We start from the raw sequence: 17,177 nt of genomic DNA, 5'->3' as shown, positions 1-17,177 counted from the left end.
TGCGCGCACGCCGACGCCAAACTGGCTGCAACGGTAACGCCCTGGCATAAAGCTTCATCACATGTTGATTGCTTTTTTCCCAGAAATCAGTAAAATTTTCGGGCTTTTAATATGACACCGGGTCCCTTCCCTCGATGGGGCCCGGTGTTTTATTCACACAAGAGGATGTTATGGTAACTATTCGTTTAGCTCGTCACGGCGCTAAAAAGCGTCCGTTCTACCAGGTTGTTGTCACCGACAGCCGTAATGCACGCAACGGTCGCTTCATCGAGCGCGTTGGCTTCTTTAACCCAATCGCTAGCGAAAAAGAAGAAGGCACTCGCCTGGATCTGGATCGCATCGCTCACTGGGTTGGCCAGGGCGCGACTATTTCTGATCGCGTAGCTACGCTGATCAAAGCAGCAAACAAAGCAGCTTAATCTGTCACGGTGGTCATGATGAGCAAGCAACTCGCCGCACAGGCACCCGTGGAACCCATCGTTTTGGGTAAAATGGGGTCTTCTTACGGTATCCGTGGTTGGCTCAGAGTGTTTTCTTCCACTGAAGACGCCGAAAGCATTTTTGACTATCAGCCCTGGTTTATCCAGAAGGCGGGTCAGTGGCAGCAAGTACAGCTGGAAAGCTGGAAGCACCACAATCAGGATCTGATCATCAAGCTGAAAGGCGTTGACGATCGTGATTCGGCGAATCTACTGACGAATTGCGAAATTGTCGTAGATTCCTCGCAGTTGCCAGCGCTGGAAGATGGTTCTTACTACTGGAAAGACCTTATGGGCTGTCAGGTAGTGACCACTGAAGGCTACGATCTCGGTAAAGTCGTCGATATGATGGAAACCGGATCGAATGACGTAATCGTCATTAAGGCAAACCTGAAAGATGCGTTTGGTATCAAGGAACGTTTAGTACCGTTCCTCGATGGGCAGGTTATCAAGAAAGTCGATCTCGCTACTCGTACTATCGAAGTAGATTGGGATCCTGGTTTTTAAACCACCGGATAAACGGTAAAAGTCGGCGTTATGGGGATTGGCTTGTGTTTATAGGTATCGTTAGCCTGTTTCCAGAAATGTTCCGCGCAATTACCGATTACGGGGTAACTGGCCGGGCAGTAAAAAATGGTCTGCTGAACATCCAGAGCTGGAGTCCTCGTGACTTTACTCATGACCGACACCGTACCGTGGACGATCGTCCTTACGGCGGCGGACCGGGGATGTTAATGATGGTGCAACCTTTACGGGACGCCATTCATGCAGCAAAAGCTGCGGCTGGTGAAGGCGCAAAGGTGATTTATCTGTCACCTCAGGGACGCAAGCTTGATCAAGCGGGCGTTAGCGAACTGGCCACGAATCAGAAGCTGATTCTGGTGTGTGGTCGCTATGAAGGAATAGATGAGCGCGTGATTCAAACCGAAATTGATGAAGAATGGTCAATCGGCGATTACGTTCTCAGCGGTGGTGAGTTACCAGCAATGACGCTGATCGACTCCGTTTCCCGGTTTATTCCGGGAGTTCTGGGTCATGAAGCATCAGCAATCGAAGATTCGTTTGCTGACGGGTTGCTGGACTGCCCACACTATACCCGACCTGAAGTGTTAGAACAGATGGAAGTACCGGCAGTGTTACTGTCGGGGAACCACGCTGAGATACGTCGCTGGCGTTTGAAACAGTCGCTGGGCCGGACCTGGCTTAGAAGACCTGAACTTCTGGAAAACCTGGCTCTGACTGAAGAGCAAGCAAGGTTGCTGGCGGAGTTCAAAAAGGAACACGCACAACAGCAACATAAACATGATGGGCAGGCGTAAGCCCCCAATATCAGTTTACCCAGGATAAGAGATTAAATTATGAGCAACATTATTAAGCAACTTGAACAAGAACAGATGAAGCAGGACGTACCTTCCTTCCGTCCGGGTGATACCGTGGAAGTGAAAGTATGGGTTGTTGAAGGTTCCAAAAAACGTCTGCAGGCATTCGAGGGCGTGGTTATCGCTATTCGTAACCGCGGTCTGCACTCTGCATTCACTGTTCGTAAAATCTCCAACGGCGAAGGCGTTGAGCGTGTCTTCCAGACTCACTCTCCGGTAGTTGACAGCATTTCTGTCAAACGTCGTGGTGCTGTTCGTAAAGCTAAACTGTACTACCTGCGTGAGCGTACTGGTAAGTCTGCTCGTATCAAAGAGCGTCTTAACTAAGATATCGCTCAGGCGACATCCTGACAGAAGGGGCTGGCCAATTGGCTGGCCCCTTTTTTTATATCGTTGAAACTCACATTGTTAACCATTAGTTCATAAATCATTTACAATGACTCTTCGTTGCCGGAGGAACAGTGGCTATTGGTGTAACTTCTCAGTCAATTAATCAACGATACGCGGCATGGTTTGCGTTGTTTGCGATCCTGTTGATCGTCGTTGCGCCGCTGATTTCTGTCTCTTTGCAACAAGATCCCATGAGCACTATGCCGGGTATGCACCATGACATGAGCATGATGGCGGAGCACGCTGAAACTCATTCGAGTGCAGCACCGATGACGATGCCTGTCGATCACGGAGAAGCGTGCGGCTATTGTGTCCTGTTGGCTCATGTCCCCGGGCTGATACTGGCGCTGGTGATCCTGCTGTGTGGTGTGTTACTTATTCAGAAAAAAATGCCGTTGCATCCTACAGCGACATTCTGGCACTTTTTCCCCTGGCTTTATCCCGATACCCGTGCGCCGCCGCGCAGGCCTGCTTTTTCCTGATTCTAACAATACGTTTGTACGCATAAGCGCTACGACACTCTTTTGCTTTTTCTAAGGAAAAGTATGACAACCTGCACCCCGCGTGCGGCATGGGTAGCCCTGCTGCGACGCCTTCATTTCTATATCGGTCTGTTCGTCGGACCATTTATCTTTGTAGCGGCGCTTACCGGTACACTCTATGTCGCCACGCCTCAGTTGGAAGAAGCGATTTACTCACGAGCGCTTCAGGGAACAGGACCAGGGGAGCTGCAATCGCTGGCGGCTCAAGTTGCAAAAGCGCAGCAGATAACCGGCAATCAGTTGCGTGTGCATGCGGTACGGCCTGCTCTGGAGCCAGGGACAACAACCCGGGTCATGTTTGCTGATCCGACACTGGCCCCCTCAGAAAACCGGGCGATTTTTATCGACCCGGTTACGCTGTCGGTAAATGGGGATATGACCGTATATGGCACCAGTGGGATCTTACCTCTGCGACAATGGATCGACTATGCTCACCGTTCTTTGCTGCTGGGCGATACAGGGCGTCTGTATAGTGAACTGGCGGCATCCTGGATGTGGATAGCGGCCCTGGGCGGCATCGCGCTTTGGTTTTTTACGCGACCAAAACGCAGGCTGAATAATCGTGTGCAAAACAGCCGTCGCTTACACGTAGTGCTGGGGTGGTTTCTGTTGGGGGGAATGTTGTTGTTCTCCGCTACAGGGTTGACCTGGTCACAATGGGCTGGGGGGAATGTGGATAAAATGCGCGCGGCTTTTGGCTGGCTGACGCCGCAGGTCAATACTCAACTCCATGGCGCCATAGAATCTCACCATGACCATGCCGGGCATCACGCTGAAATGGTGATGTCCGCAATGAGTGTCATTGACGGTAACCAGTTTGATGTTGTTTTACGTGTGGCGCAGGCGGCGGGGATAAAGGCTAAAAAGCTGGAGATCCGCCCGGCAAAAGATACACAGCATGGTTGGACCGTCACTGAGATTGACCGCCGTTGGCCTACTCAGGTCGATGCGGTTTCTATTGATGCGACAACGATGCAGGTAATCGACCGGACGCGATTTGCTGATTTCCCGTTAATCGCGAAACTGACGCGTTGGGGCGTTGATTTCCATATGGGGATCCTGTTTGGTCAATTGAATCAATGGCTGTTGATTATCTTTGGTGCAGGGCTTTGCCTGATGATTGTGATTGGCTATCGACTGTGGTGGATTCGTCGACCCGCTCGTTCAGCGGTTAACCCGGCACAGACGCTGGTTCAGTGCTGGCTGATGCTCAATGGGAAAGGGCGATTTGCTGTGCTGGCGGTGGCGATTGTTCTGGGGGCCTTGATGCCAGTTGCAGGTATTAGTCTTTTGTTTTTTATAGCAATTGACTGGCTGCGCTGGTTCAGTGCTTCGCATACTGTTCTGGCGCAGTCAGCCGAGTGATGATTAAGGCGTGCTGATAACCACCGCAACACGGCGGTTTTCGGCACGACCTTTTGACGTCTGGTTACTGGCGATCGGGTATTTTTTACCCAGTCCCTGCGTCGTCAGATTAGTTCTGGGGATGTTAGCACCCTGAGCCCAGGCATCTGCAACTACGTTAGCACGCTTGAGTGACAGAGCCTCATTGTAGCTGTCTTCACCATAGTTGTCGGTATGACCATCCAGACGAGCGTGGTTCAAGCCGGTAGCAGCCAGTTTGGATGCCATTTCCTGGATCTGTTTTTCACTTTCAGGGCGGAGTTTATAGTCGTTTTTATCAAACAGGATGGTATCGGACAGACCCAGAGACCAGTCTCCCGAAGCTTCAGTAAACCCGTATGATTTCATGGCTGCAATTTGTTCAGGTGTAAATTTACCCTGAGGAGCCTGACAGCCTGCCAGAATCAGCATTATCAAAATAAACGGGGATAATAGACGTTTCAGCATGTGTGTAATTCCTTATTTTTTAATTATGCGTTGAGAACGCAAATGTTTCGCCTGATACATATTGTGATCGGCCAGTTCTTGTAATTTTTCAGCAGAGGCATGTTCCCACGTCAGCGCAAAACCGATGCTTAGCGTCATGCTTGCCAGATGACCATTATCAAGGTCAAAAGGTCGGTTAAACTCTTGCGACAGTGCGGTACAAATGTGCTCAACTTCGTGTTCTGAATGAACGCTGTACAACACCATGGCAAATTCATCCCCTCCCAGACGGTACGGTTGATGGCGATTGCCACCAAATTCGGCCAGTCTTTTGGCGACTTCAATCAGAACCCGATCGCCTGCAGCATGCCCCCAGGTGTCATTAATAAATTTAAAGTTATCACCATCGAGGAATAACAACGCCGAACTACCGTGAGCGTCTTTGTCGTTCATCAGGGCGTTAATGCTGTTACGAAATGCGGCCCGATTAGCAAGACCGGTAAGAGGGTCATGCAGTGCGGTACGCAATAGTTGTGCATTCTTGGCCTGGAGCCGTAGCTGCCATTCTTCCATCTCATCCAGCAGACTATTAAAGTCTTGAGCAAAAAGATGAAACTCTTCAATACGTTCTTCTGAAACTCGTCGCGAGAAGTTACGGTTAGTACGAACATCATGCACCACTTCAGTAATATTCTGCAGAGCCTCCACAACGCCGTTGTGTAAATAGCGAGTGAGCATTAATGCAATACCCGATGCCAATAAAATGCATCCGGTAAGAACGGCTAATGACAAATAAATAAAATGGCTGATCACGCTATCGCGCGCAACCACGCATACTTCACCGATAACGTTGCCATTGTGCATAATGGGCTGAGTAACCGGTTGTGGGAAAAGCCAGTGGCTTATCAGTCCGCTGATTTTGTCTGTTGTATCCTGTGCGTCATAGCGCCAGGTGGCGATCACTTTTTGATCCTGGTTGCGTACTTCGGCAACTGAAAATTGCCCTTGTTTCCCCAGTGCAGCCAGTGTTTCTGTTGCGGCAAAGCCATCAGAAAAGACTAACGCGGCTTCAAGCGAGTGAGTCATAGTCGCGGCGGTCAAATCCAGATTTTTTTGCGCATATTGCTTCAAAGCTAACACGGAAGAAATGCTAAGCAGCAGCCAGATCAGCGTCATTGTTACCAGAACGCTGATTATGCTGATACGCCGTAATGTCCGTTTAAACGTCGGGCGTTTTATGGGAGAAATACCCTTATCCATGCTTATTATTCCGTGCCAGCATCAATACGTCTGGACTAACCCTTACACCGCTGCGCGACAGGGCATCCATATTTACGGAAAATCTTACGTCTTTATCATTAATTATGAGGCAGAAGGCGCTACCAATAACGCATTCAGTATTCTGTTCAGCAATTAATAACAATGCCTTAGATGGATATTTATTCTTTAATTCCACCTGGTATGTAGGCGATTCTTTACCAAAATAAAAACCATCACACTGTGCAACTAAAACTTCCTGGTCCGTATGAACAATGACGGGAAGATAAGGCAACGCCGCAGAACTGGTATCTTGCAGTACGCTGGAAAAACGTGATGAAGAGAAAATACACAGTTTTGGTGGACCTGAAAGTGCTGGCCAGCGAGTGTAACTGACGATGCCGGCAACCATTGAACGTACAGATTTTGCTTCTTCAGTCATGCTTTGGGCAAACAGCGGTAACCCGGTCATGAGCAGTGCCAGTAGAAGTATGAGTCGATAAGAAAAGCTCATGAGATGTTACCTACTAGCGTCAGCTGTATACGTCGAAATAAATTGGCGATTGTTTGTAGCAAAATAACATTATTTTTTCAGGGCGTCATTATATCTGGAGGGCTAATATTGACGACCTAAGCTAAACCTCAGTGATTAGTGAATTGTAAGTCTTTGTTTAATTTAATCTTGTTGAGGCAGCTCCCTCGTTTGCTCCTTTTTGCCAGGCACTGTGTAATTGGCTGACATTCTCGACAGTATCGCAAGCTGGGGGGAAGGTTTTTCCGCTCAATCCTCGTGCATAGACAAAGTCTGGCTGACAGATTTTTCTTTGTCCCTCGGCATAACCCTTAAGATATTGTGGACGATCGACCTCTGGATCATTGTAGTTGTCGGCAAGTATTTCATTATCTTTAATGACATTACCCGAAATAGAGTCTTGTATCCCCGCATCGTACCAGTCGGTACTGGTCCATGTGGGGGCGTGGGTATAAGGATCTATCTGGCAGCCGCTAAGAAATAATACAAATAGGGTGCTGATGAGTTGCTTCATTGCCTGTACTCCCTGGGTTTATTAAAAAAGCATAGTGGATCTGAAACATGAGGGGTGTAAATTTAAATGTACATCCGTAGGCCAGTTTTTTGCGTTAAAATGTAGTGGTGTAAATTAAAATTTACGGATTGTGGATTGAAATCTTTACCTGTTATGTTATCGTTATCTCCTCCTCGCAGAGGACACTATCGCAAACGAGCTAAACAGGATCACCACCATGCAAAAAGACGCGCTGAACAACGTACATATCACCGACGAACAGGTTCTGATGACCCCGGAACAACTCAAAACGGAATTCCCGTTGAGCCTGGCGCAAGAGGAGCAAATTGCTCAATCGCGCAAAACCATTTCTGACATTATAGCGGGTCGCGATCCGCGTCTGTTGGTGGTATGTGGTCCTTGCTCAATTCACGACCCTGAAACTGCTCTTGAATATGCTCGTCGATTTAAGACCCTTGCCGCAGAGGTCAGCGATAGCCTCTATTTGGTGATGCGCGTTTATTTTGAAAAACCCCGTACCACCGTCGGCTGGAAAGGGTTGATTAACGATCCTCATATGGATGGCTCTTTTGATGTAGAAGCAGGCCTGAAGATTGCGCGTCAACTGCTGCTTGAGCTGGTTAATATGGGGCTGCCGCTGGCAACGGAAGCATTAGATCCAAACAGTCCGCAATACCTGGGCGATCTGTTTAGCTGGTCAGCTATTGGTGCGCGTACGACTGAATCGCAGACTCACCGTGAAATGGCTTCGGGTTTGTCCATGCCGGTAGGCTTTAAAAACGGAACTGACGGCAGCCTGGCGACAGCAATCAATGCCATGCGCGCAGCTGCGCAGTCGCACCGCTTTGTTGGCATTAACCAGGCAGGGCAGGTTGCATTGCTGCAAACCCAGGGTAACCCGGATGGCCATGTGATCCTGCGTGGCGGTAAAGCGCCGAATTACAGTCCGGCAGACGTAGCACAGTGCGAAAAAGAGATGGAGCAGGCGGGACTGCGGCCTTCACTGATGGTAGATTGCAGTCATGGTAACTCCAATAAAGATTACCGTCGTCAGCCAGCCGTGGCTGAGTCTGTGGTTGCTCAAATTAAAGATGGCAACCGTTCAATCATCGGCCTGATGATTGAAAGTAATATTCACGAAGGCAACCAGTCCTCCGAGCAACCGCGCAGTGAAATGAAATACGGCGTCTCTGTAACTGACGCCTGCATTAGCTGGGAAATGACGGACGCGTTGTTGCGTGAAATTAGCAAAGACTTGAACGGCCATCTGGCGACGCGCCTGGTTTAAGAGGTTAGTTATGGTTGCTGAATTGACCGCGTTGCGCGATCAAATTGATGAAGTGGATAAGGCGCTGCTGGATTTACTTGCGCGCCGTCTGGAACTGGTTGCTGAAGTCGGCGAAGTTAAAAGCCGCTTTGGGCTACCGATCTACGTACCTGAGCGCGAGGCATCTATGCTGGCTTCGCGCCGTGCGGAGGCAGAAGCGCTCGGAGTCCCTCCAGATCTTATTGAAGATGTTTTACGTCGGGTAATGCGCGAGTCTTACTCCAGCGAGAATGACAAAGGCTTTAAAACGCTTTGTCCTTCTCTGCGTCCGGTGGTGATCGTCGGTGGCGGCGGTCAGATGGGGCGGCTGTTTGAAAAAATGCTCACCCTGTCGGGTTATCAGGTGCGTATTCTCGAACAGCAGGACTGGGATCGTGCGCAGGAAATTGTGGCTGACGCCGGAATGGTGATTGTCAGTGTGCCAATTCACGTCACGGAGCAGGTTATTGCGAAATTACCGCGCTTGCCTGCTGACTGTATCCTGGTCGATCTGGCCTCGGTGAAAAATGGCCCGCTGCAGGCGATGCTGGCGGCGCACGATGGTCCCGTAGTGGGTTTACATCCGATGTTTGGCCCGGACAGCGGCAGCCTGGCAAAGCAGGTGGTTGTGTGGTGTGACGGACGTCAGCCGGAAGCTTATCAGTGGTTCCTGGAACAGATTCAGGTCTGGGGCGCGCGGCTACATCGGATTAGCGCCGTTGAGCATGACCAGAATATGGCCTTTATCCAGGCGTTGCGTCATTTTGCGACGTTTGCTTACGGCTTGCATTTAGCAGAGGAGAATGTGCAACTGGAGCAGTTGCTGGCGCTCTCTTCACCGATCTACCGCCTTGAACTGGCGATGGTCGGACGGCTGTTTGCCCAGGATCCGCAGTTGTATGCCGATATTATTATGTCTTCAGAGAGTAACCTCGCGCTGATCAAACGTTATTACAAACGTTTTGGCGAAGCGATTGGTTTACTGGAACAGGGGGACAAGCAGGCCTTTATCGACAGCTTCCGTAAGGTTGAACACTGGTTTGGTGATTATGCTAAACGTTTTCAGAGTGAAAGCCGTACTCTGTTGCGCCAGGCTAACGACAGTCGCCAGTAAGTAAAATGCCGGATGGCAACGCTTACGCGTCTTATCCGGCCTACAAAATTGTATGAATCGTAGGCCGGATTAGCGTAGCGCTATCCGGCATTGTCACACTTTAGCTCGGATTGACTGGCACTACATTCTCACTTGGATAACAGCCAAGTACTTTCATCGAACGGGTAATTTCCCCCAGCTCCTTCAATGCTTTTTGCATCTCTGGTGATTCCAGATTGGCCTGTATATCGAGATAAAACATCTCTTCCCACGGATTGCCGTGAATCGGGCGTGATTCCAGTTTAGTCATTATCAGATTATGGTTACGCAGCACCAGGAGCGCTTCAACCAGCGCACCAGCCTGCTGACCCGTCGCCATTAGCAGCGTGGTTTTCGCCGGAACCTGGTCGGAAACATTTATTGCCTTGCGTGCCAGCACGACAAAACGGGTAATATTTTGCGACTGATTGGCTTCAATATGTGCGAGGACCTGCAGACCATGCAGTACGCCACCGGCCTCGCTTCCAAGAGCCGCTACGTGTGGTGAGTTGGCCTGCGCGACCTTTTCCATTGCTGCAGAGGTGCTTTCTGTATACTCGATCTTCCAGTGTGGATAGCGGTTGAGAAACTTGCTGCACTGCTGGAACGGTTGCGGGTGGCTGTACACGGTTTCAATGCTATTTAGATCCGCAGTACCGGAAACCAGCACACAGTGGTCGATAGTGATCGTCATCTCCCCCACGATAGAAAGGCTGGTATGTTGCAGGAGGTCGTAGACATCGTTGATCGCACCGGAACTGGTGTTTTCAATCGGTACCACCGCGTAGTCGGCTTGCCCTGTTTCTACCTGGTTGAAAATATCGGCAAATTTTGCGCAGCCGCTCTCAATAAACTGCTCAAAGTGGCGTGCAGCATACTGACGTGCTGCAAGGTGAGAATACGAGCCTTTTGGCCCCAGAAAAGCGACCCGTGCTGAGTGTGGGTTGATCTTGTTCAGATGCTGCTGAAGGAGCGCCTGTTGGGTGAGTACGGAGTCTTCGATGATGAGCTGGAACAGTCGGGTGATGTAGTGTGCGTCGAGGTGATGTGTTTTACCAAGCTGAATCAACCGGTCTAACAGATCACGTTCGCGGTCAATATCGCGAACCGGACGATGAGAAAGCAGCTTAGCTTTGCCGACTTCTACGGCCAGTCCACGTCGCTCAGCCAGCAAAGCCAGTAATTTTTCATCCAGCGTGCTTATCTTCTCTCGCAGCGCCAGTAACGGGTTTTCCGATGTCATAGTGTTGCCTTTCTTGTTATCAATAAAAAAGGCCCCCCGTTGTGGGAGGCCTTATTGTTCGTCTTCGCATTCTTTATCACACGACGAAACGCCTCCCATTCAGGGGAAGGTAAAAAAGAATGCGAAGAAGAACGGGACAAGTTTCATGTAATTTTCCTTTGGCTACGACAGTAAAGTACCTGTACTGTTTTCACCCTGTCAACAAAAAACGCGCCCGAAGGCGCGTTGGCGATACACTCAATGTAAGGGACTACTCTTCTTCTGCTTCGACGAAGTTGGCGTCTTTTACTGAAGTTGTTGCACGACGGGCTTCGCCTTTGTGCTGCACTTTATTGAGCTGCCGTTCCAGCCTGTTGATCAAATCGTTAATTGCGGTGTACATATCTTCGTGTTTTGCGCTGGCGACCAGATGTCCGTTCGGTGTATTGATGGTGGCATCAGCAATGAAACCCTGTGGCTCCTTGGACAGGACGATATGTGGATTAATCAGATGAGTTTGCCATTTATCTAATTTGGCGAGACGGTCTGCGACATGCTGGCGAATTGCCGGAGTAATTTCCATTTGTTTACTGGTAATGTTCATTGTCATAAATTTTACCTCTTGTCTTTCCCGTCTTGGTGATTCCAGCATACCGTTCCTAATGTCAAAATGTGTGATTTAAATCACATTTTTTTGTCGCTTTTTGTCAAGAAAACCTTTTTGTGAGGCACCGCAGGAACAGGTGATTTATTACTTGAGGAATACCTGAAAGCAGGCCATATTTGACTGGATGCGTTGCAGCTAAACCGCTTCAGTTACAGCGTCAACGGATAAAAAAACGGCAGCCCAAAGGCTGCCGTTTTGCATTTACAGATAAATCAGGTGTTGCTGCTGTTGGCGGCAATAATTTTCGCCACTTTTTCGGCCTGTGCATTCATCTGCATCTGGCGATAGGCGTTTTCCATCAACGGTAGAGCATCACGTGTTGCCTGTGTATCCGGGAAATCGCGCAGCATTCCTTCCACTCGGTTCACAACTGCAACCCATGCGCCACGAGCAGTGTAGTATTCAGCAACGGAGTACTCATACTTCGCCAGGCGATCTTTCAGGAAGACCAGTCGTTTGGTGGCATCCGTCGTGTACTGGCTATTCGGATAACCGCGTACCAGTTTGGAAAAGTCATTAAACGCAGCTCGGGCATGCTGAGGATCGCGATCGCTGCGATCGACACCAAAGAATCCTTGCAGTGCGCTATCATCCAACGCCATATTGGTCAGGCCACGCATGTACATGACGTAATCAATGTTAGGATGTGTCGGGTTCAGGCGGATAAAACGATCGATAGCAGCCTGAGCAAGTGGCAGATCGGCGTTTTTGTAGTAGGCGTAGATGAGATCTAATTGCACCTGCTGAGAATACGGTCCAAATGGATAACGGTTATCCAACGCTTCCAATTGCGTTATTGCCTGTTTCCAGTTACCGTCCTGCAGCTTTTGCTGAGCAGTCGCGTAGATTTCATTTGGCGGATTATCGGGCACCTCTTCCTTTGAACCAGAGCAACCCGCCAAAAACAGGCTCAACGTGGCTGCTGCCACCAGATATTTCATGCGCGTCATGACGTTTTGACTTTCCTCAAAATGTTTTACGGGAGATTCTCTGTTCCTGCTCCCGGTTAAGACCAGCTACAATAGCACACTATATTAAACGGCAAAGCCGTAAAACCCAACGTTAAACGAAGAAGCAGTTTATGGCACAACGAGTAGAACTCACCGCAACAGTCTCCGAAAATCAGCTCGGTCAACGCTTAGATCAGGCTTTGGCCGAATTGTTCCCTGATTATTCGCGTTCACGCATAAAAGAATGGATCCTCGATCAGCGCGTGCTGGTAAATGGTCATCTTTGCGATAAACCGAAAGAAAAAGTGTTAGGTGGAGAACGAGTCTCCATCAATGCTGAAATTGATGAAGAAGTCCGTTTTGAAGCTCAGGATATCCCGTTGGATATCGTTTATGAAGATGATGACATTCTTGTCATCAACAAACCACGTGACCTCGTGGTACATCCGGGCGCCGGTAATCCGGATGGTACGGTACTGAATGCGTTACTGCATTACTACCCGCCAATCGCGGATGTTCCGCGGGCCGGTATTGTGCACCGCCTGGATAAAGACACGACCGGATTAATGGTGGTGGCAAAAACCGTTCCGGCACAAACGCGTCTGGTAGAGTCGTTGCAGCTGCGTGAAATCACGCGTGAATATGAGGCTGTGGCAATCGGTCATATGACTGCGGGTGGTACGGTTGAAGAACCGATCAGTCGTCATCCAACCAAACGTACGCATATGTCAGTCCATCCAATGGGTAAACCGGCGGTGACTCACTATCGTATTATGGAGCACTTCCGTGTGCACACGCGTCTGCGGCTGCGTCTGGAAACCGGACGTACGCACCAGATCCGCGTGCACATGGCGCATATCACCCATCCGTTGGTGGGCGATCAGGTTTACGGTGGTCGTCCACGCCCACCGAAAGGCGCATCGGACGAATTCATTTCTACGCTGCGTAAATTTGATCGTCAGGCACTGCATGCCACCATGCTACGCCTGTATCACCCGATCTCTGGTATCGAAATGGAATGGCACGCGCCGATTCCACAAGATATGGTTGATCTGATCGCGGTGATGCGTGCCGATTTCGAAGAACATAAGGATGATGTTGCCTGGTTATGAGTAAGCTAATTGTCCCGCAGTGGCCGCTGCCACAAGGCGTCGCAGCCTGTAGTTCTACACGTATTGGCGGTGTCAGTATGCCGCCTTATGATTCGCTGAATCTGGGGGCCCATTGCGGCGATAACCCGGAGCATGTTGAAGAGAACCGCAATCGGCTGTTTGCTGCGGGCAATCTGCCTTCGAAACCCGTCTGGCTAGAACAGGTTCATGGTAAAGATGTCCTCAAGCTTAGCGGCGGGCCTTACTCTTCAAAGCGTGCAGATGCCTCCTGGAGCAATACGCCAGGCACCGTATGTGCGGTGATGACGGCGGACTGTTTGCCAGTGCTGTTCTGTAACCGAGCAGGAACGGAAGTCGCGGCGGCCCATGCGGGCTGGCGCGGGCTATGTGCGGGTGTCCTGGAAGAGACGGTGTCGTGTTTTACTGATAAACCTGAAAACATTATTGCCTGGTTAGGGCCGGCGATTGGCCCGAACGCTTTTGAGGTGGGACCAGAAGTCCGCGAAGCGTTTATGGCAATAGATCCGCAAGCGGAAAGCGCATTTCAGGCTCGCGGTGAAAAGTATTTGGCAGATATCTATCAACTAGCGCGCCAGCGTCTGGCAAATGTCGGGGTTGAGAACCTCTACGGAGGCGACCATTGCACCTTCAGCGAAAGTGAGACTTTCTTCTCTTATCGTCGCGACAATACCACGGGTCGTATGGCAAGTTTTATTTGGCTGATATAACCTAAAGAATCAAGACGATCCGGTACGCGTAATTTTCTTTTCACATAATTCAGGTCATTCACCTTGAATAATTGAGGGATGACCTCATTTAATCTCCAGTAGCAATTTTGACCTGTTATGGGAGGAGTTATGCGTCTGGATCGTCTTACTAATAAATTCCAGCTTGCTCTTGCCGATGCCCAGTCACTCGCATTGGGGCACGACAACCAATTCATCGAACCACTTCATCTAATGAGCGCCTTGCTGAATCAGGAAGGGGGATCGGTACGTCCTTTATTAACGTCTGCTGGCATTAATGCCGGCCAGTTACGTACAGCTATTGATCAGGCGTTGAGCCGTTTACCGCAGGTAGAAGGTACCGGCGGTGATGTGCAGCCTTCTCAAGAACTGGTGCGTGTACTGAATCTTTGCGACAAGCTGGCGCAAAAGCGTGGGGACAACTTTATTTCGTCAGAACTGTTCGTTCTGGCGGCGCTTGAGTCGCGCGGTACGCTGACAGATTTATTAAAATCAGCGGGGGCGACGACCGCCAATATCACTCAGGCAATTGAACAGATGCGTGGAGGTGAAAGCGTGAACGACCAGGGGGCTGAAGACCAACGTCAAGCCTTGAAAAAATATACTGTTGATCTGACCGAACGTGCCGAACAGGGCAAGCTCGATCCGGTTATTGGGCGTGATGAAGAAATTCGTCGTACCATTCAGGTACTGCAACGTCGTACTAAAAACAACCCGGTATTAATTGGTGAGCCTGGTGTCGGTAAGACGGCAATCGTTGAAGGCCTTGCTCAGCGAATCATTAATGGTGAGGTGCCAGAAGGTTTAAAAGGCCGTCGCGTACTGGCGCTGGATATGGGCGCGCTGGTGGCTGGGGCGAAATATCGTGGTGAGTTTGAAGAACGTCTGAAAGGTGTTCTGAACGATCTTTCGAAACAGGAAGGCAACGTCATTCTGTTTATCGATGAATTGCATACTATGGTAGGTGCAGGTAAAGCGGATGGCGCAATGGATGCCGGGAACATGCTGAAACCAGCGCTGGCGCGTGGGGAACTTCACTGCGTGGGTGCCACGACGCTCGATGAATATCGTCAGTATATCGAAAAAGATGCTGCGCTGGAGCGTCGTTTCCAGAAAGTGTTTGTCGCTGAGCCTTCAGTAGAAGACACCATTGCCATTCTGCGTGGTTTGAAAGAACGTTATGAACTGCACCACCACGTGCAGATAACTGACCCGGCAATTGTTGCTGCAGCGACGCTGTCCCATCGCTATATCGCTGACCGTCAGTTACCGGATAAAGCCATCGATCTGATCGATGAAGCCGCGTCCAGCATTCGTATGCAGATTGACTCCAAGCCGGAAGAACTGGACCGACTCGACCGCCGAATTATCCAGTTGAAACTGGAGCAGCAGGCGTTGATGAAAGAGTCTGATGAGGCGAGCAAGAAACGCCTTGATATGCTCAACGAAGAGCTGGACGAGAAAGAACGTCAGTATTCTGAGTTAGAAGAAGAATGGAAAGCGGAAAAAGCGTCACTCTCCGGAACGCAAACCATCAAGGCTGAACTGGAGCAGGCGAAAATCGCGATTGAACAGGCTCGTCGTGTTGGCGACCTGGCGCGGATGTCCGAATTACAATACGGTAAAATTCCTGAGCTGGAAAAACAGCTGGAAGCAGCTACCCAGTCCGAAGGCAAAACGATGCGTCTGTTGCGTAATAAAGTGACTGATGCGGAAATTGCTGAAGTGCTGGCGCGCTGGACGGGGATCCCGGTCGCCAGAATGCTGGAAGGTGAACGTGAAAAACTGCTGCGGATGGAGCAGGAACTGCATAGTCGCGTCATTGGGCAGAATGAGGCGGTCGAAGCTGTTTCTAACGCTATTCGCCGTAGCCGTGCTGGGCTGTCCGACCCTAATCGCCCGATTGGTTCGTTCCTGTTCCTTGGACCAACCGGTGTGGGTAAAACTGAATTGTGCAAAGCGCTGGCCAACTTTATGTTCGACAGCGATGACGCAATGGTACGTATCGATATGTCCGAGTTTATGGAGAAACACTCTGTGTCTCGTCTGGTAGGGGCGCCTCCGGGATATGTCGGTTATGAAGAAGGAGGATACCTGACGGAAGCAGTGCGTCGTCGTCCTTATTCGGTCATTTTGCTGGATGAAGTTGAAAAGGCGCATCCGGATGTGTTCAATATTCTGCTGCAGGTACTTGATGACGGCCGCCTGACTGACGGGCAGGGGAGAACGGTTGACTTCCGTAATACGGTAGTGATTATGACCTCTAACCTCGGTTCAGACTTGATTCAGGAACGTTTCGGTGAACTCGATTACGGCCATATGAAAGATCTGGTGCTGGGAGTTGTGAGCCAAAACTTCCGTCCGGAATTCATCAACCGTATAGATGAAGTTGTTGTATTCCATCCTCTTGGGGAACAACACATTGCATCTATTGCCCAGATTCAGTTGCAGCGTCTGTACAAACGTCTGGAAGAACGTGGCTATGAAATCCACATTTCTGATGAGGCGCTTAAACTGCTGAGTGCGAATGGCTACGATCCTGTTTACGGGGCGCGTCCATTGAAACGTGCTATTCAGCAGCAGATCGAAAACCCGCTGGCACAGCAAATCCTGTCTGGTGAGCTGATGCCGGGCAAAACGATTCGCCTGGAAGTGAATGACGATCGTATTGTGGCAGTGCAGTAAGCCGCAAAACATCAAAAACGGGTCCGTCAGGACCCGTTTTTGTTTAAAAAGAAGGCTCTAATGGGTTTGTATCACACATATTGATTGAAAAGTAATCGATTGATAGGTTTTTTATATTTTTAACTTGTCAGCCTGAAATAACTCCCTATAATGCGCCTCCACTGACACGGAACAACGGACTACAGGCCGCCGGGTCAGCGGGGTTCCACTGAGAACTTCGCAGAGAAAAGCAAAAATAAATGCTTGACTCTGAATGAGGAAAACGTATTATACGGGACCTCGCGACAGAGCGCTAAAGCGCGTCGCAACTGCTCTTTAACAATTTATCAGACAATCTGTGTGGGCACTCAATGATACGGATTCTTAACGTCGCAAGACGAAAAATGAATACCAAGTCTCTGAGTGAACACGTAATTCATTACGAAGTTTAATTC

The 17,177-nt window shown here is 49.8% G+C and carries 19 protein-coding genes and 1 other annotated feature; of the genes, 11 read left to right on the top strand and 8 right to left on the bottom strand.

Translation table 11 applies throughout. The features are described from left to right. The first annotated feature begins 170 nt into the window (after nucleotides 1–170). The 6 genes from rpsP to OH663_RS00070 all read left to right on the top strand — a co-directional run bounded on the left by rpsP (nucleotide 171) and on the right by OH663_RS00070 (nucleotide 4,155). Nucleotides 171–419, top strand: coding sequence for a 30S ribosomal protein S16 (gene rpsP / locus OH663_RS00095; protein WP_003031228.1), 249 nt, complete (start codon nucleotides 171–173; stop codon nucleotides 417–419). Nucleotides 420–437: 18 nt separating this feature from the next. Further along, complete coding sequence (rimM, locus tag OH663_RS00090; RefSeq protein WP_003031230.1) at nucleotides 438–986, top strand: ribosome maturation factor RimM; 549 nt, start codon at nucleotides 438–440, stop codon at nucleotides 984–986. A 44-nt stretch (nucleotides 987–1,030) separates the two neighbouring features. After that, nucleotides 1,031–1,798, top strand: a complete 768-nt coding sequence (trmD, locus tag OH663_RS00085; RefSeq protein WP_003031232.1) for a tRNA (guanosine(37)-N1)-methyltransferase TrmD — start codon at nucleotides 1,031–1,033, stop codon at nucleotides 1,796–1,798. 39 nt (nucleotides 1,799–1,837) lie between these two features. Beyond that, nucleotides 1,838–2,185, top strand: coding sequence for a 50S ribosomal protein L19 (rplS, locus tag OH663_RS00080; RefSeq protein ID WP_004104634.1), 348 nt, complete (start codon nucleotides 1,838–1,840; stop codon nucleotides 2,183–2,185). Between the two features lie 134 nt (nucleotides 2,186–2,319). Further along, nucleotides 2,320–2,730 (top strand): DUF2946 domain-containing protein, encoded by a 411-nt coding sequence (locus tag OH663_RS00075; protein ID WP_404842369.1) that lies wholly within the window; start codon nucleotides 2,320–2,322, stop codon nucleotides 2,728–2,730. 63 nt (nucleotides 2,731–2,793) lie between these two features. Beyond that, nucleotides 2,794–4,155 (top strand): PepSY-associated TM helix domain-containing protein, encoded by a 1,362-nt coding sequence (locus OH663_RS00070; protein ID WP_200012273.1) that lies wholly within the window; start codon nucleotides 2,794–2,796, stop codon nucleotides 4,153–4,155. Nucleotides 4,156–4,158: 3 nt separating this feature from the next. Here OH663_RS00070 and OH663_RS00065 read toward each other — a convergent pair whose 3' ends face one another. The 4 genes from OH663_RS00065 to OH663_RS00050 form a co-directional block, all read right to left on the bottom strand. Further along, nucleotides 4,159–4,641: an OmpA family protein gene (locus OH663_RS00065; protein WP_045446366.1), complete on the bottom strand. Its 483-nt coding sequence runs from the start codon at nucleotides 4,639–4,641 to the stop codon at nucleotides 4,159–4,161. Nucleotides 4,642–4,653: 12 nt separating this feature from the next. Beyond that, nucleotides 4,654–5,880 (bottom strand): diguanylate cyclase DgcN/YfiN, encoded by a 1,227-nt coding sequence (gene dgcN, locus OH663_RS00060; protein WP_045446363.1) that lies wholly within the window; start codon nucleotides 5,878–5,880, stop codon nucleotides 4,654–4,656. Further along, nucleotides 5,873–6,391 carry a regulatory sequestration protein YfiR gene (gene yfiR, locus OH663_RS00055; protein WP_045446360.1) on the bottom strand — a complete coding sequence of 173 codons (519 nt, stop codon included), beginning with the start codon at nucleotides 6,389–6,391 and terminating at the stop codon, nucleotides 5,873–5,875. The genes dgcN and yfiR overlap by 8 nt, the downstream gene beginning before the upstream one ends. A gap of 157 nt (nucleotides 6,392–6,548) precedes the next feature. Further along, nucleotides 6,549–6,923 carry a DUF2799 domain-containing protein gene (locus tag OH663_RS00050; protein WP_045446358.1) on the bottom strand — a complete coding sequence of 125 codons (375 nt, stop codon included), beginning with the start codon at nucleotides 6,921–6,923 and terminating at the stop codon, nucleotides 6,549–6,551. Nucleotides 6,924–7,140: 217 nt separating this feature from the next. Between OH663_RS00050 and aroF the strand changes: the two genes are divergently transcribed. Next, nucleotides 7,141–8,211 carry a 3-deoxy-7-phosphoheptulonate synthase AroF gene (gene aroF, locus OH663_RS00045; protein ID WP_045446355.1) on the top strand — a complete coding sequence of 357 codons (1,071 nt, stop codon included), beginning with the start codon at nucleotides 7,141–7,143 and terminating at the stop codon, nucleotides 8,209–8,211. A gap of 10 nt (nucleotides 8,212–8,221) precedes the next feature. After that, on the top strand, nucleotides 8,222–9,343 hold the full coding sequence (gene tyrA / locus OH663_RS00040) for a bifunctional chorismate mutase/prephenate dehydrogenase (protein ID WP_045446352.1): 1,122 nt from the start codon (nucleotides 8,222–8,224) through the stop codon (nucleotides 9,341–9,343). Between the two features lie 100 nt (nucleotides 9,344–9,443). Here tyrA and pheA read toward each other — a convergent pair whose 3' ends face one another. From pheA to bamD, 4 genes are all read right to left on the bottom strand, one after another. Then, nucleotides 9,444–10,604: a bifunctional chorismate mutase/prephenate dehydratase gene (gene pheA / locus OH663_RS00035; protein WP_045446349.1), complete on the bottom strand. Its 1,161-nt coding sequence runs from the start codon at nucleotides 10,602–10,604 to the stop codon at nucleotides 9,444–9,446. Between the two features lie 22 nt (nucleotides 10,605–10,626). Then, nucleotides 10,627–10,752 (bottom strand) — a sequence feature (Phe leader region). Beyond that, complete coding sequence (gene pheL / locus OH663_RS00030) at nucleotides 10,704–10,751, bottom strand: pheA operon leader peptide PheL (RefSeq protein ID WP_100250063.1); 48 nt, start codon at nucleotides 10,749–10,751, stop codon at nucleotides 10,704–10,706. Its footprint overlaps the feature before it by 48 nt. 102 nt (nucleotides 10,753–10,854) lie before the next feature. After that, nucleotides 10,855–11,193, bottom strand: a complete 339-nt coding sequence (raiA, locus tag OH663_RS00025; RefSeq protein WP_200012270.1) for a ribosome-associated translation inhibitor RaiA — start codon at nucleotides 11,191–11,193, stop codon at nucleotides 10,855–10,857. Between the two features lie 269 nt (nucleotides 11,194–11,462). Beyond that, the gene (gene bamD / locus OH663_RS00020; protein WP_136345265.1) at nucleotides 11,463–12,200 is read right to left on the bottom strand and encodes an outer membrane protein assembly factor BamD; all 738 of its coding nucleotides are present in this window, start codon (nucleotides 12,198–12,200) and stop codon (nucleotides 11,463–11,465) included. 131 nt (nucleotides 12,201–12,331) lie between these two features. On the opposite strand from bamD, the gene rluD reads away from it, so the two are divergent. The 3 genes from rluD to clpB all read left to right on the top strand — a co-directional run bounded on the left by rluD (nucleotide 12,332) and on the right by clpB (nucleotide 16,743). After that, a complete protein-coding gene (gene rluD, locus OH663_RS00015; RefSeq protein WP_045446340.1) occupies nucleotides 12,332–13,312 on the top strand; it encodes a 23S rRNA pseudouridine(1911/1915/1917) synthase RluD in 981 nt (326 codons plus the stop codon). After that, a complete protein-coding gene (gene yfiH / locus OH663_RS00010; protein WP_045446338.1) occupies nucleotides 13,309–14,040 on the top strand; it encodes a purine nucleoside phosphorylase YfiH in 732 nt (243 codons plus the stop codon). The genes rluD and yfiH overlap by 4 nt, the downstream gene beginning before the upstream one ends. A gap of 129 nt (nucleotides 14,041–14,169) precedes the next feature. After that, nucleotides 14,170–16,743 (top strand): ATP-dependent chaperone ClpB, encoded by a 2,574-nt coding sequence (gene clpB / locus OH663_RS00005; protein WP_045446336.1) that lies wholly within the window; start codon nucleotides 14,170–14,172, stop codon nucleotides 16,741–16,743. The last annotated feature ends 434 nt before the right edge of the window (nucleotides 16,744–17,177 follow it).

Source organism: Citrobacter sp. Marseille-Q5395 (assembly GCF_947057495.1).
Taxonomy (GTDB): Bacteria; Pseudomonadota; Gammaproteobacteria; order Enterobacterales; family Enterobacteriaceae; genus Citrobacter; species Citrobacter murliniae.
Note: the sequence above shows the minus strand (reverse complement) of the source record. Positions and strands in the feature narration are given on the sequence as shown.

Coding starts and splice junctions, on each gene's coding strand:
- rpsP (WP_003031228.1), top strand. CDS start 171: ATGGTAACTATTCGTTTAGCTCGTCACGGCGCTAAAAAGCGTCCGTTC.
- rimM (WP_003031230.1), top strand. CDS start 438: ATGAGCAAGCAACTCGCCGCACAGGCACCCGTGGAACCCATCGTTTTG.
- rplS (WP_004104634.1), top strand. CDS start 1,838: ATGAGCAACATTATTAAGCAACTTGAACAAGAACAGATGAAGCAGGAC.
- OH663_RS00070 (WP_200012273.1), top strand. CDS start 2,794: ATGACAACCTGCACCCCGCGTGCGGCATGGGTAGCCCTGCTGCGACGC.
- OH663_RS00065 (WP_045446366.1), bottom strand. CDS start 4,641: ATGCTGAAACGTCTATTATCCCCGTTTATTTTGATAATGCTGATTCTG.
- dgcN (WP_045446363.1), bottom strand. CDS start 5,880: ATGGATAAGGGTATTTCTCCCATAAAACGCCCGACGTTTAAACGGACA.
- yfiR (WP_045446360.1), bottom strand. CDS start 6,391: ATGAGCTTTTCTTATCGACTCATACTTCTACTGGCACTGCTCATGACC.
- OH663_RS00050 (WP_045446358.1), bottom strand. CDS start 6,923: ATGAAGCAACTCATCAGCACCCTATTTGTATTATTTCTTAGCGGCTGC.
- aroF (WP_045446355.1), top strand. CDS start 7,141: ATGCAAAAAGACGCGCTGAACAACGTACATATCACCGACGAACAGGTT.
- tyrA (WP_045446352.1), top strand. CDS start 8,222: ATGGTTGCTGAATTGACCGCGTTGCGCGATCAAATTGATGAAGTGGAT.
- pheA (WP_045446349.1), bottom strand. CDS start 10,604: ATGACATCGGAAAACCCGTTACTGGCGCTGCGAGAGAAGATAAGCACG.
- raiA (WP_200012270.1), bottom strand. CDS start 11,193: ATGACAATGAACATTACCAGTAAACAAATGGAAATTACTCCGGCAATT.
- bamD (WP_136345265.1), bottom strand. CDS start 12,200: ATGACGCGCATGAAATATCTGGTGGCAGCAGCCACGTTGAGCCTGTTT.
- rluD (WP_045446340.1), top strand. CDS start 12,332: ATGGCACAACGAGTAGAACTCACCGCAACAGTCTCCGAAAATCAGCTC.
- yfiH (WP_045446338.1), top strand. CDS start 13,309: ATGAGTAAGCTAATTGTCCCGCAGTGGCCGCTGCCACAAGGCGTCGCA.
- clpB (WP_045446336.1), top strand. CDS start 14,170: ATGCGTCTGGATCGTCTTACTAATAAATTCCAGCTTGCTCTTGCCGAT.